Raw genomic sequence first — 13,622 nt, 5'->3', positions numbered from 1 at the left:
CCTACACCCAGGTCGTCGGCCTCGTCTCGTTCGCCCGGTCGACCAACGCGTCGTGGTACTCCGCCGAACCGGCCCGGCGCGCGATCCGCCGGTACGACTGCTCCACCAGCAGCCGCAGCCCGTGCTCGTCGAGGCGTTCGCCGAGGACCGGGCCGGGCGGCATGCCGCGCATCCCGGCGGCGAAGCACCGCAGGGCGCTCTCGCGGACCTCGGCGGTGAGCCGGTCCGCGGTGTCGCGGTCCAGGTCCAGCGCGGACAGCCGGTCGATCGCCTCGGTCAGGTCCTCGATGCCCGGCAGCGCGTCCCCCACCGGCAGGATCCCGGCGCGCACGCGGATTCCGGCGATCCGGGCCGCCTCGTCGTGCCGCGAGTACTCCGGGACCTGGTCCAGCAGGTCCACCGCCGCCGTGCGCTCGTCCAGCCGCAGATGCCCGCGAGCCAGCCCGAAAACGGCGTTGACCTGCAGGTGGTCCCGCACCCACAGCGCGTCGTAGTAGCGCGCCGCTCGTTTCGGCCCGCCGCAGTGCTCCGCGCACAGGCCGAGCGCGAGCTTCGGCGTCTCCTCGCCCGGGATGTCGCGGTGCACGCGCTCGAACCAGGTCTGCGCCTTCTCCACGGCACCGGTGGCGAGCGCGACCAGGCCGCGATGCCAGGCGATCCGCCAGTCGTGCTTGGCCCGGGCGCCGAGCAGATTTTCGGCGGCGGCCACGCGCTGGCCGGCCTGCTCCGTGCCAGTTGAGTCTACTTCGGACAGTTCTAGCCATGCCCGGCACCGGCGCAGTTCCACCTCGACGGTCGAGTCCGCGCGTTCGAGTTTCTTCAGCAGCCGTGCGGGATCCGGCGCACGGACGGTGCGCAGGAAGGTCACCGCTGGGTCGTGCGGATCCTCGTGCGGCACTGGCAATCCGAGCGCGATGTCGAACGGTTCGGGCAGCGCGCCGAGCGGGCCCGCGGTCCGCCGGGCGCGGCGTACCCACTCCCCGACCGGCCTCGGCTGGCCTAGCCCGGCGTCCAGCAGCACGGCCGCTTCGGTGAACAGCGTGGAGATCGACGGCCGCGACTGGCGGTCGCGCAGCGAAAGGATCTCGTGCAGTACGCCGTCGAGTTGCACGAGCATTTCGCCGGTAGTGGCGAAGCGGTGTTCGTACGGGCCGGTCGCGCGGTCGAGCACCTGTGTGAAGGATTCGACGCCGAGCGCGATCCGCTTGTCGGCCGGATGCGGCCAGCCGTCGCTGCAGCGGAACAGATCGCGCAGTGTCGCGCCGACGGTGTGGATGTCCGAGCGCACGGTGAGCCCGTGTTCGTCCAGTTCGGTCGCGCCGATCTGGAACCGCGGATTGCCGACGATCGGGCTGGTCTGGTCGCCGATCTTGCGGATCGCGCCGAAATCGATCAGCTTGACCCGTTTCTCGCCGTGGATCACGTTCTGCGGGCTCAGATCGCAGTACAGCAGCCCCTGTTCGTGCAGGTAGCCGAGCGCGGTGAGGATCTCCCGGCCGTACGCCACGACGTGCTCGACGAGCAGCCTTCCCTCGGGCCCGTCGAGCATCGCGCGGCCGCGCCGCATCACCTCGGCGAGCGGGAGGCCGTCGACGAACTCCATCACGATGTAGCGCGCGTCCGGCCCGCCGTGCGGATCCGGGTGCGTGGCGACGTCGTGGATCCGGACGATGTTCGGGTGGTCGAGCGAGGTCAGCACCTGGCTCTCGGTCTCGGCGATCCGGACCGCGGCCTCGTCGCCGGTGTTGAGCAGGCCCTTCAGCGCGACGTACTGCTTCAGCCGGAGATCAGTGCCGAGGTAGACGTAGCCGAGTCCGCCGCGCGCGATGCAGCCGTGCACCTGGTAGCGGCCGTCCACCACATCGTCCGGAAACAGCTTGGGAGAGAAGGAAAACGGCGTGCCGCACTGCGAGCAGAAACCTTCGGTGCGCGCGGGACGGCCGCCGGTCGAGCGGCCGACCGGCGCGCCGCAGCCGCGTTTGCCGCAGTGCCGTTCGTCCTCGGCGACGCGCGGATCGGCGAGGACCCGCCCGGCGATGTCCGGCAGGACGACCACGGGGAGCGGGATGTAGTCGTCGCCGGTGCCGTGGCCGGCCGTCTGCTGCTCCCGCGTGACGACGGTGTCGGCGATCCGGCTCGCGCCCGGGGCGGGGATGACGAGCGTCGCGTCGGCTTTCGGTGCAGGCCTCTTCGGCTCGGATCCCGGTGCCCAGCCGCACTTCGCGCAGAATCCGGCACGGCTGATCGTGCCGGAACAGTTCGGGCGCGCGCAGGCCGTCATCGACTCCCCTTGCGCACCGCGGCACTGAACTCCTCGACAGCCGCCGCGGCCGCCTCCGGCTCGCACGCGCCCTCGTACAGCAACTGCCAGGCGTTGGCGTACAACGAATCCAGCAGCGGATCCTCGACCCGGCCAGCAGCGCGGGCACGCTCTCCGTAGCCGTCGAGCCGAAACCGCAACTCGGTGCGGCGCTCATGCGCGGCGTTGAGCCGATCACGGGCGGTTTTCGCCGCAGCCAGGTCGGCGGCCACCACACTGGCGACCTCCTCGACGTGCCGCTCCGCCCACGCGACATCCCCGAGATCAGCGGCTTCCTGCAACCGGCTCACCGCACCACGGCGGCGACGCACCCGCGGCGGCGGAATGTCGTTCACCGCGAATCGCGGGGCCAGCTCGGCGATGTGCTCCTCGAGAACAGCGAGTTCGTCGATCTGCTTGTCCAGCGCGGAAATCCGGCGAGCCAGCCCGTCCGGCCGTGCCCCGTTCCGGCGCGACCGCAGCTCGGTCAACCCAGGCGACGACTCCCGGCGGAACCCGAGCGCGAGCCGGATCCCCAGCCGCGCGGCGCGGTCCGCGAGCGGCGCGATCACCTCGCCGATCAGCTGTTCCGGCTCAGCCGCGTCGTCGATCGCGTTCACCACGACGGTGCGGCCGATGCCCGAATGCGTCGCGCCGTTGTCCAAGGTGAGGTCAAGCCGCTCCGCGAGCCGCTGCCGCACCTGCGCGGAGGTTTTGCCCGCCGCGTCGACCGCGAGGTCGACACTTCCCGCTGGCGGCAAGGTTTCCTTGGCCAGGGTGTCGCGCAGTTCGTTGGCCGCGGCGGAACGCTCGCGGTCGGCAAGCACCACCGCGAGATCAAGCGCGGCCGCTTTCGCGGACCCGGCCTCGCCGGTCACGACGATCCACACGCCGTGCCCCTCGCCGAACCAGCCCACGACTTCGCGTGCGAACTGCGGGTCGTAAGCGACTCGGTCGAGCTCGCGGCCGAAGGTCTGGTCGACGGCCGGACTCCCCTGCCCCCACCGGTCCGCGCCGAGGTAACCGAGAATGGTTTCGACCGGGATCATCCACGCGACCCGCTCGCCCTCGGCCTTGTACCGGGACACGACCATGCCGACCACGCGGCCGGTCTCCTCGTCGAGCACCGCGGTGCCGCTGAACCCGCCGGTGATCGGCTGGTCGTCGTTCTTCCGGGCCAGCTGGACCCATTCGCAGCCAGGCCCGCCTTCTCCGGCGAGCTCGCCGAACGTCCACAGCCCTTCGTCCGCGCCCGCCGGAAACCCGTAAGCGCGCACGGCTTGGCCGTCCGACAACGGCATCCGGTACAACGGCGCGCCCCATGCGCCCGGCACCCGTTCGGCCAGCCGCAGCACCGCGATGTCGCCGCGCTCGTCCCTTCCCGGCGGCACCCAAGCCCCCGGCGCAACGCGGCCGACGCGCACCGGAGTGCCGGGCAGCCCGACGAAATCGATGAGGACGTCCGCGTCCGGCCCGCCGGCCCGCTCGACGACGTGCGCGCAGGTGAGAACATGGTCCTCGTCGAGCATGGTGCCTGCCCCGCGGATCCCGCCCGTGCGGTCGCGCAGGCGAACCCGCCAGCGTCGACGCTCGGCCTGGTACCCCACGGGTGGACCCTACGCCGGACGCGCCGCAGGTCGGGCGGCGTTTGCGGAAAGTGGCCCACGCTGGAGCAGCAACCTCACCCGTTCAGCGGCGTCGCGGCACTTCTCGTGGGTGACACCGGTTTCTCCGCGGTCGCTCCGTGTTGGCGGCCGGACAGCCAAGAAGCCGCTGACGTTGAGGACACCGCCGGGCAGGCTACCGAAAAGCCCGCGAGTTTCAGGTTTCCCCGCGCTGGCGCGAAACGGATCGGCCGGACAACTTACCCGCGTGGGCTGCCGATTCGTGGTCGTCCGGCCGGATTCGCCGCCGATTTCGTTGTCCGCGCGCAGATCCGGGACCGCCTGACCGGATGCCGTCACCCGTCCCGCCGGACTCGCCCTCGCCCGAACGGACGCGGCGCCGATTCCGCCGGAAGAGCCAATGCCAGGAACTTGTAATAAGCCGCGTGATCCCGGCCCGCTAACCATCCACAAAGGACGCCAACAGCACCGGAACGCCCGATTTGCCGCCATGTGACCGGGTCTTGAAGTCCGTGAAGGGCTCCTTGAGGGAATCAGATTCCCTCAAGGAGTCCTTCACGGACGACAACCCGGCTCCCGCTCGCGGTTCCCGGGCCCACGGCGACGTGCGCTCGACCGGACCGAGCCAGTTGAGCTGCGGAAACACGCCAGCAGCGCGTCCGCATCACAGCCTTAAGTTCCTGGCATTGGCCGGCAGAGCCGCGTCGTGCCCGGGGCCGGTCGCCGACCCCGGGCACGGCTTCTCAGCTCAACGCGTCAGTGCGCGGCCTCGTTCCACGACCGCCCGTATCCGACCGAAACCTCCAGCGGCACCGCCAGTTCCGCGGCCGAGCCCATGCCCTCGCGGACCAGCTTTTCGACGTCCGAGCGCTCGCCGTCGGCGATTTCCAGGACCAGTTCGTCGTGGACCTGCAGCAGCACGCGGCTGCGCGAACCCGCTTCGGCGAGGGCGCGGTGCACGTTCAGCATCGCCACCTTGATGATGTCCGCCGCGCTGCCCTGGATCGGGGCGTTGAGCGCCATCCGCTCGGCCATTTCGCGGCGCTGGCGGTTGTCGCTGTTCAGGTCCGGCAGGTAGCGGCGACGGCCGAAGATCGTCTCGGTGTACCCGCGCTTCGCGGCCTCGCCGACGACCGACTGCAGGTAGTCGCGCACCCCGCCGAACCGCGAGAAGTACGCCTCCATCTGCTCTTTCGCGTCTTCCGTCGAGATCTTCAGCTGCTGCGACAGGCCGTACGCCGACAAGCCGTACGCCAATCCGTACGACATCGCCTTGACGCGGTAGCGCTGTTCCGGCGTGATTTCCGCGGCAGGCACGGAAAACGCGCGCGACGCGACGAACGTGTGCAGGTCCTCGCCGCTGTTGAAGGCCTCGATGAGGCCCTCGTCCTTCGACAGGTGCGCCATGATCCGCATTTCGATCTGGCTGTAGTCCGCGGTCATCAGCTCGGCGTAGCCGTCGCCGACCACGAACGCGTCGCGGATGCGCCTGCCTTCCTCGGTGCGCACCGGGATGTTCTGCAGGTTCGGCTCGACCGACGACAGCCGCCCGGTGGCCGCGATCGTCTGCTGGAGCGTGGTGTGGATGCGCCCGTCGTCGGCGACCGATTTGATGAGGCCCTCGACCGTGGTGCGCAGCCGCGTCGCGTCGCGGTGCTCCAGCATGTGCTGCAGGAACGGGTGCTCGGTCTTCTCGAACAGCGACTGCAGCGCGTCGGCGTCGGTGGTGTAGCCGGTCTTGGTGCGTTTGGTCTTCGGCATGCCCAGCTCGTCGAACAGCACCACCTGCAGCTGCTTCGGCGAACCGAGGTTGATCTGCTTGCCGATCACCTCGTACGCGGAGTCCGCGGCCTGCGTGACGCGGCTGAGGTAGTGCGCCTCCAGCTCGGTGAGCTGGTCGACGTCGACCGCGATGCCCGCCGCTTCGAGTTCGGTGATCACTTCCAGCAGCGGCAGTTCCAGCTCGGCCAGCAGCTTCGCGCCGCCGAGTTCCTCCAGCTCGGTGGTGAGCGCGCCGGCGAGCTCGAAGATCGCGCGCGCTTTCACCAGTTCGGCGGAAATTTCCTTCTGCTCCAGCTCGTCCGCGCCGCCGTCGAGCAGCGACAGCTGGCCGTCGCCGTCGCCCGCTTCCGAGCGCAGCTCGCGGTGCAGGTAGCGCAGGGCCAGGTCGTCGAGCCCGAACGTGCGCTGCCCCGGCCGCGCGAGGTACGCGGCGAGCGCGGTGTCCATGCTGAGCCCGGCGAACGTCCAGCCGCGGGCGCGCACCGCGTGCAGCGGCACCTTCAGGTCGTGGCCGATCTTGCGGACCTTCGGGTCCGCGAGCCACGCCGACAGCGCCCGGTCGTCCGCCTCGTCCATCGCGGTGACGTCGACGTACGCTCCCTCGCCGTCGGCCGTCGCGAAGGCGACCGCCTTGAGGTCGGAACGGACGGAAGCGCCGGTCGTCCGGAACGACAGCGCGACCGGCTCGGCCGCACCGGCGTGCGCTTCGAGCCACGCGCCGAGCGTGCCCGGCGCGAGCGCGGAACCGGACACGTCGAAGCCCTCGTCGGCCTCCGGTTTGGCGCTGGTCAGGTTTTCGAAGAGCCGGTCGCGCAGGACGCGGAACTCCAGCTCGTCGAACAGCCGGTGCACCGCCTCGCGATCCCACGGCCGCAGCTCCAGCTCGTCCGGCACGGACTCCAGCGGCACGTCGCGGACCAGTTCGGTGAGCTGCCGGTTGAGCTGGACCGACGACAGGTGCTCGCGCAGCGCGTTGCCGACCTTGCCCTTGACCTCGTCGACCCGGTCGATCAGGTCGGCCAGCGAGCCGAACTGCCGGATCCACTTGGCCGCGGTCTTCTCCCCCACGCCGGGGATGCCGGGCAGGTTGTCCGACGGGTCGCCGCGCAGGGCCGCGAAGTCCGGGTACTGGGTCGGGGTGAGGCCGTATTTCTCCTCCACCGCGTCCGGCGTGAACCGCACGAGGTCGGAGACGCCCCGCTTGGGGTACAAAACGGTCACCCGATCGGTGACCAGCTGCAACGCGTCGCGGTCGCCGGTACAGATCAGGACGTCGTAATCTTCGCCGGCCTGCGTGGTGAGCGTGGCGATGACGTCGTCGGCCTCGTAGTTCTCTTTCGTGAGCGACGGGATGCCGAGTACCTCGAGCACCTCCTTCACCAGGTCGACCTGCCCGCGGAACTCGTCCGGCGTGGCGCTGCGGTTGGCCTTGTAGTCGGCGTACGTCTCCGACCGGAAGGTCTTGCGCGAGAGGTCGAAGGCCACCGCGAGATGCGTCGGCTTCTCGTCGCGCAGCAGGTTGATGAGCATCGAGGTGAAGCCGAAGACCGCGTTGGTGACCTGCCCGGTCTTCGTGCGGAAATTCTCCGCGGGCAGGGCGAAGAAGGCGCGATAGGCCATCGAATGGCCGTCGATCAGCAGCAGCCGGGGGCGGTCTTTCCCGGCGGCGGCGCCTGTGGCGTTGGCAACGGTTCGGTTCTCGGTCGGGCTCACGGGGGCGAGTCTAGGGTGAGGGTCTGACACTCTTGCGTGTCGCATAGGTTGAGGAGCAGAGAGTGACCGAGCAGACGGCGGAAATCACGCCGGGCCAGTTCGCGGGCATGGACCCCGCGGCCGCGGGCCAGCAGCTGAACGACAAGATCGGGCTGAAGCTCGTGGAGATGACGCCCGAGCGGGTCGTCGGCACGATCCCCGTCGAAGGCAACCTCCAGCCCTACGGCCTCCTGCACGGCGGCGCGAACGCCACCGTCGCCGAAGCCCTCGGCTCGGTGCTGGCCGCGCTCAACGCGGGCCCCGAACGCGCCGCGATGGGGCTTGAGCTGTCCTGCACTCACCACCGCGCGGTCCGCTCCGGCACCGTCACCGGCGTCGCGACCCCGCTGCATGTCGGCCGGGGGACGATCACTTCGGAAATCGTGCTGACAGACGACGAAGGCCGCCGCACCTGCACCGCAAGGCTCACCTGCGTAGTCCGGGACCGCCCACCAGGCGCCTGATTCTCGGTGTCAGAGTCCGTGAGGGGAACCCTCACGGACTCTGAGTCCCTCAGGGTTCCCCTCACGGCCCGCGCCAGGCACGCGGCCGCAGCGATGCACCCAATGTGGCATTCGGTGCGTCCCACGCACCCAACGCCACATTGGGGCGCTACCACCCAACCGCAGCCGCCGCACCCAACTCACCAGGCAGCCACATTCCCCCGCACCCCGATACGAAGCCAAAAACGCGGACGGCGGGTGCTTGTCAAGGCATCTTTCCCGCCTTGACAAGCACCCGCCGTCCGTCGTCACAATCGGGCTTCGGGGTGCCCCACGCAACACCGGGGCAATGTCGCCGCCAGGCGACGAGGCGAAATCGTCACCCAACCCCGAGATAAGCCTCCTTGATACTGGTATCAGCCAGCAACTCCTGCCCAGTACCAGTCTTCGTGATCTGCCCAGTCTCCAGCACATAAGCCCGATGCGCCCGAGACAACGCCTGCTGCGCATTCTGCTCAACCAGCAGCACCGTAGTCCCCTGCCGATTGATCTCCGTGATAATCCGGAAAATCTGCTGAATGAACTGCGGCGCCAACCCCATCGAAGGCTCGTCGAGCAACAACAACCGAGGCTTGGCCATCAACGCCCGCCCGATGGCAAGCATCTGCTGCTCACCCCCGGACATAGTCCCGCCGACCTGAGTCTTCCGCTCAGCCAACCGCGGAAACAACTCGAACACCCGATCGAAGTCAGGCTGCAGATTCTTCCGGTCCTTGCGCGCATAAGCGCCCATGTCCAGATTCTCGAGCACCGTCATCCCGGGGAAAATCCCGCGACCTTCCGGAGCCTGAGAAATCCCGCGAACCACACGCAAATCCCCGCGCAGCCGCGAAATGTCCTCGCCGTCGAACCGGATGGCACCGCCGGAAATCGGCCGGATGCCGGAAATCGCCCGCATCGTGGTCGATTTTCCGGCGCCGTTCGCCCCGATGAGGGTGACGATCTCGCCCTCGTTGACCGTGATGGACAACCCGGACACGGCCTGGATCCGTCCATAGTGGACGGAAACGTCGGAAAGCTCAAGCAACGTCATCGTCGGGAACTCCCAGGTAAGCGGCGATCACGGCGGGGTTCTCCCGGATCTCGGCGGGAAGCCCGTCGGCGATCTTCTTGCCGAACTCCAGCACCACGATCCGGTCGGTGACGCCCATGACGAGCTTCATGTCGTGTTCGATCAGCAGGACGGTGTAGCCGTCGTCGCGGATCGTCCGGATCAACCCCATGAGCTCTTCCTTCTCCGCCGGGTTGAACCCGGCGGCCGGCTCGTCGAGGCACAGCAGCTTCGGCTCGGTGGCGAGCGCCCGCGCGATCTCCAGCCGCCGCTGATAGCCGTACGGCAGGTTCTTCGCGCGGTCCGCCGCCCGGTCGGCGATGCCGACGAATTCCAGCAGCGCCATGGCCTTCTCGATCGCCTGCTTCTCCTCGCGGTGGTGCCGCGGGACCCGCAGGAGCGCGCCGAGCAGGCTGGTCTTGTGCCGCGCGTCGGTGCCGACGACCACGTTCTCCAGCGCGGTCATCTCGGAAAACAGCCGGATGTTCTGGAACGTCCTGGCGATGCCGAGCTGGGTGATCCCGTGCCGCGACGCCTTGCCGAGCGGCTTGTCCTCGAGCAGCACCTGCCCCGAGGACGGCCGGTAGACGCCGGTCATCGCGTTGAAGCAGGTGGTCTTGCCCGCGCCGTTCGGCCCGATGAGGCCGAGGATCTCGCCGCGCCGGATCTCGAACGACACCGAGTCCAGCGCCACCAGGCCGCCGAAGCGGACGGTGACGTCGTCGACCTTGAGCAGCGTCTGCCCGTAATCGGCCTGGATCTCCCGGTCCGGCGCGACGACCTCGGCGACCTCGGCCTCGTGCTCGGCGAGCTCGTCGGCGGTCATGTTCGCGACCTCGGCCACGAGGCCGCCCTCGGCCGGGACCTCGGGCCCGTTTCCGTTGCCAGGGACCGTCATGCCTTCTCCCCCGGGTTGTCGGACGCCAGCGAACCGTCGCTGCTGACCTGCTCGCCCTTGCCGAGCAGCCGCTGGTACGCCTGCCTGCCGTACGCGAGCAGCCGCTGCCGCGCGCCGAGCAGGCCCTGCGGGCGAAAGATCATCAGGACGATCAGCGCGAGTCCGAAGATCAGGTACTTGTACTCCGCGATCGCCTGGAACCGCAGCGGCACGTACGCCACCACGATCGCGCCCAGCAGCACGCCGACCTTGTTGCCCGCGCCGCCGAGAATGACCGCGGCCAGGAACAGCATCGACGTGACCACGTCGAACTTCTGGTTGTTCACGAAGCCCAGCTGCCCCGCGTACAGCGCGCCGGAGAGGCCGCCGACCGCGGCGCCGCCGACGAACGCCCAGATCTTGAACTTGAACGTCGGCACGCCCATGATCTCGGCCGCGTCCTCGTCGTCGCGGATCGCGACCCACGCGCGGCCGACGCGGCTGCGCTCCAGGTTCCCGACCACGAACAGGATCACGATGATGATCGTGACGCAGAGCCAATACCACGGGATGCCGTCGGTGTTGTTGAAGAGCGGATTGCCGTCCGCCTTCACGCCCGGCGGGTGCCCGACGCCCTGGAAGCCGCGGTTGCCGCGCAGCGGGTCGATGTTGTCGGCCAGCAGCCGCACGATCTCGCCGAAGCCCAGCGTGACGATCGCCAGGTAGTCGCCGCGCAAGCGCAGCGTCGGCGTCCCGAGGATCACCCCGAAGATCATCGTGACCACCATCGCGATCGGCAGCACGACGAGGAACGGCAGCTTCGCCAGCGACGAGTCCGGGCTCGTGAAGAGCGCCATCACGTAGGCGCCGATCGCGAAGAACCCGACGTAGCCGAGGTCGAGCAGACCCGCCTGGCCGACCACGATGTTGAGCCCGATGGCGACCAGCGCGTAGCGGGACACCTCGAACATCGCGATCGGGAAGTCGTACCCGGGCTGGGTGGTGATCAGCGGCGGGTTCAACACCGGCAGCAGGTAGACCAGCGCCACCAGCGGGATGAGCACGCCCCACTGCTGGACGCGGGACAGCCGGTTCCACCAGTCCGAAACGGGACGGCGGCGCGCCTTCGCCGGAGCGGCGGGCGGCGTCGTGGTCGTCGTCATACCCGTGCCTTTCCGAGCGATTCGCCGAGAATGCCGGTCGGGCGGAACATCAGGATCAGCACCAGCAGGGCGAACGCGACGACGTCGCGCCACGCGCCGCCGAACAGCGACTGCCCGTAGTTCTCCACGACACCGAGCAGCAGGCCGCCGAGCAGCGCGCCGCGCAGGTTGCCGATGCCGCCGAGCACCGCGGCGGTGAACGCCTTGATGCCGAGGATGAAGCCGCCCTGGTACGAGGCGCCCTGCGGGATCTTCATCATGTAGAACAGCGCCGCCGCGCCGGCCAGCAGGCCGCCGATGAGGAACGTGAGCGTGATGACGCGTTCCTTGTTGACGCCCATCAGCGTCGCGGTGTCCGGGTCCTGCGCCACCGCGCGGATGCCGCGGCCGAACTTGGTGCGGTTGACGAACATGTCCGTGCCGACCATCAGCAGGATCGACGCCACCACGGTGATGATGGTGACGATCGTGACGCTGCCGCCGAAGATCGTGAAGACCTCGTCGTTGCGCAGCAAGCGGATGCTGTTCTCCGGGTTGCCGCCGCGCCAGATGAAGAGGATCTGCTGCAGCACGAAGGAGGCGCCGATCGCGGTGATCAGGAAGACCAGCCGGGGCGCCTTGCGTTTGCGCAGCGGCCGGTAGGCCACGCGTTCCAGCACGACCGCGGTGCCGCCGGACACCGCCATCGACGCGATGAGCGCGAGCAGCAGGAAGCCGATCAGTTCGAAGATCGGCAGATCGGGGGTCGCGCCGGAGCGGAAACCCAAGCCGTAGAAGGTGAACCACGTCGCGAAGGCGCCGTAGATGAACACCTCGGAGTGGGCGAAGTTGATGAGTTTGAGCACGCCGTAGACGAGGGTGTAGCCCAGCGCCACGAGCGCGTAAATGCTGCCGTAGGAAAGACCGTCGATCGTGTTGTCCCAGAACTGGTTCAGGAACGAATTCACGTCGAAGGTGATCCAGCTGCCGCCGCCCTGCGCGAGGACGAGCGAACTGAGGTCAGGGGTCATCGACACACTAGTTCTCCATGTGGGTCCGGGGTGCGGGCCAGGCGGGATCAGCCGCCTGGCCCGCACCCCGGTACTGGAACCGAAAGCGGTGAGCTACTTGATCTCGGTGTTGCGGACGATCTTTCCGTTGTCCACCTTGTAGGTCCACACGGTGGTCGCGGACAGCTCGCCGTGGTCGTCCCACTTGAAGTGCTTCGTGATGCCCTGGCCGTCGTAGGTCTTCACGTAGTCCAGCAGATCGGCGCGGGTCTTCTTGCCGGCGTCGATGCCCTTCAGCAGGATCGTCGCGACGTCGTAGGCCTCGGGCGAGTAGGTGCCCGGGTCGACGCCGGTCGCCGCCTTGTAGGCGTCGGTGAACTTGGTGAACTGGTCAGCCGGGACGCAGGGGCAGGTGAAGTACGCGTTGGCGGCGGCGTCGCCGGCGCCCTTCACGAACAGGTCGTCCTTCACGCCGTCCGGGCCGACGAACTTCGCCTTGACGCCGGCGTCGTTCAGCTGCTGCGCGAACGGGGCGGCTTCCTGGTAGTAGCCCGAGTAGAAGATCGCGTCCGGCTTCTCGCCCTTGATCTTGTTGACCACGGCGGAGAAGTCGGTCTGCTTCGTCTTGACCTTGTCCTGGCAGCTCGCCTTGTCGCCGAGCGCCTTGATGGTCGAGGCGGCGAGGCCGGTGCCGTACTCGGAGTCGTCCTCGATGACGCAGACCTTGCTGGCCTTGAGCTCGCCGGTGATGAACTTCGCGGCGGCCGGGCCCTGCGCGTTGTCGTTGCCCAGCGCGCGGAAGAAGGTCTTCCAGCCGTTCTGCGCGAGCGACGGGTTGGTCGCAGACGGGGTCACGGCGACGAGGCCCGCGGAGTTGAAGATGTTGCCCGCAGCCTTCGACTCGCCCGAGAACGGGAGGCCGATGACGCCGACGATGCCCGGGGTGTTGACGATTTGGGTCACGATGCCCGGCGCCTTGTCCGGGGTGCCCTCGGTGTCGAACTGCTCCAGCTTGACCTGGCAGCCCGGGTTCGCCTTGTTGTGCTGGTCGACCGCCAGCTTCGCGCCCTTGAGGATGTTCTGGCCAAGGGCCGCGTTCGCGCCGTTGATCGTGCCGGCGTAGGCGATCGAGGTCGGCGCGCACTGCGCCTTGCCGTCTCCCGCCGGGTCCGCCGCGTTCGCCGCCGCCGACGGGGCCGCGGCCTGCGGCGCGCCGCTGTCGCCACCCGAGTCACCGCCGGTCCGCGCCGAACAGGCGCCAAGGGAGATGACTCCCGCCGCGGCCAGCACGATGACCTTAGTGAGTCGTGCTCTCTGCACTCGTTCCTCCAAATGCCACCCGCGACGTTCCCGGGGAACGGCGGGTCCCTGCGTGGGACTTCGACTGGGCGCTGAACGTAGCCGCCGGGTGAGGTGTTGCACAGAGTCACAGCGAGTCTTGTATCCACATCGTGACGGTCGTCACGAGAATTAACGGACGATTTACACTCGATCGTCTTATTGCAACGACCGAGTGAATGACTCTTCGTGTCCGAGCACCCCTCGAAAGGACCTTGACCAGACGTCTGATCAATGGGGGCA

General features: G+C 68.7%; 9 protein-coding genes. 1 reads left to right on the top strand and 8 read right to left on the bottom strand.

What is annotated here, in order from left to right:
• Nucleotide 1: 1 nt before the first annotated feature.
• The 3 genes from ACFORO_RS05935 to polA all read right to left on the bottom strand — a co-directional run bounded on the left by ACFORO_RS05935 (nucleotide 2) and on the right by polA (nucleotide 7,419).
• A complete protein-coding gene (locus ACFORO_RS05935) occupies nucleotides 2–2,281 on the bottom strand; it encodes a serine/threonine-protein kinase (RefSeq protein ID WP_377867704.1) in 2,280 nt (759 codons plus the stop codon).
• Nucleotides 2,278–3,906, bottom strand: coding sequence for a S1 family peptidase (locus tag ACFORO_RS05930; RefSeq protein WP_377867703.1), 1,629 nt, complete (start codon nucleotides 3,904–3,906; stop codon nucleotides 2,278–2,280). Before ACFORO_RS05930 ends, ACFORO_RS05935 begins: the two co-directional genes overlap by 4 nt.
• Nucleotides 3,907–4,680: 774 nt before the next feature.
• Complete coding sequence (gene polA / locus ACFORO_RS05925) at nucleotides 4,681–7,419, bottom strand: DNA polymerase I (protein ID WP_377867702.1); 2,739 nt, start codon at nucleotides 7,417–7,419, stop codon at nucleotides 4,681–4,683.
• Nucleotides 7,420–7,526: 107 nt separating this feature from the next.
• On the opposite strand from polA, the gene ACFORO_RS05920 reads away from it, so the two are divergent.
• Nucleotides 7,527–7,922 (top strand): PaaI family thioesterase, encoded by a 396-nt coding sequence (locus tag ACFORO_RS05920; RefSeq protein WP_370940728.1) that lies wholly within the window; start codon nucleotides 7,527–7,529, stop codon nucleotides 7,920–7,922.
• 358 nt (nucleotides 7,923–8,280) lie between these two features.
• On the opposite strand, the gene ACFORO_RS05915 is transcribed toward ACFORO_RS05920, so the two are convergent.
• The 5 genes from ACFORO_RS05915 to ACFORO_RS05895 form a co-directional block, all read right to left on the bottom strand.
• Complete coding sequence (locus ACFORO_RS05915) at nucleotides 8,281–8,994, bottom strand: ABC transporter ATP-binding protein (protein ID WP_116203489.1); 714 nt, start codon at nucleotides 8,992–8,994, stop codon at nucleotides 8,281–8,283.
• On the bottom strand, nucleotides 8,981–9,910 hold the full coding sequence (locus tag ACFORO_RS05910) for an ABC transporter ATP-binding protein (protein ID WP_354750118.1): 930 nt from the start codon (nucleotides 9,908–9,910) through the stop codon (nucleotides 8,981–8,983). The genes ACFORO_RS05915 and ACFORO_RS05910 overlap by 14 nt, the downstream gene beginning before the upstream one ends.
• Complete coding sequence (locus ACFORO_RS05905; RefSeq protein ID WP_377867700.1) at nucleotides 9,907–11,052, bottom strand: branched-chain amino acid ABC transporter permease; 1,146 nt, start codon at nucleotides 11,050–11,052, stop codon at nucleotides 9,907–9,909. The genes ACFORO_RS05910 and ACFORO_RS05905 overlap by 4 nt, the downstream gene beginning before the upstream one ends.
• Nucleotides 11,049–12,062: a branched-chain amino acid ABC transporter permease gene (locus tag ACFORO_RS05900; protein WP_344286446.1), complete on the bottom strand. Its 1,014-nt coding sequence runs from the start codon at nucleotides 12,060–12,062 to the stop codon at nucleotides 11,049–11,051. The genes ACFORO_RS05905 and ACFORO_RS05900 overlap by 4 nt, the downstream gene beginning before the upstream one ends.
• 93 nt (nucleotides 12,063–12,155) lie before the next feature.
• Entirely contained in the window at nucleotides 12,156–13,331 is a 1,176-nt protein-coding gene (locus tag ACFORO_RS05895; protein ID WP_377867760.1) for a branched-chain amino acid ABC transporter substrate-binding protein, read from the bottom strand.
• Nucleotides 13,332–13,622 lie beyond the last annotated feature (291 nt).

Origin of the sequence: Amycolatopsis halotolerans (assembly GCF_042647905.1) — a bacterium.
In the GTDB taxonomy this organism is placed as follows: Bacteria; Actinomycetota; Actinomycetes; order Mycobacteriales; family Pseudonocardiaceae; genus Amycolatopsis; species Amycolatopsis halotolerans.
This window is presented reverse-complemented; position numbering and strand designations above follow the sequence as displayed.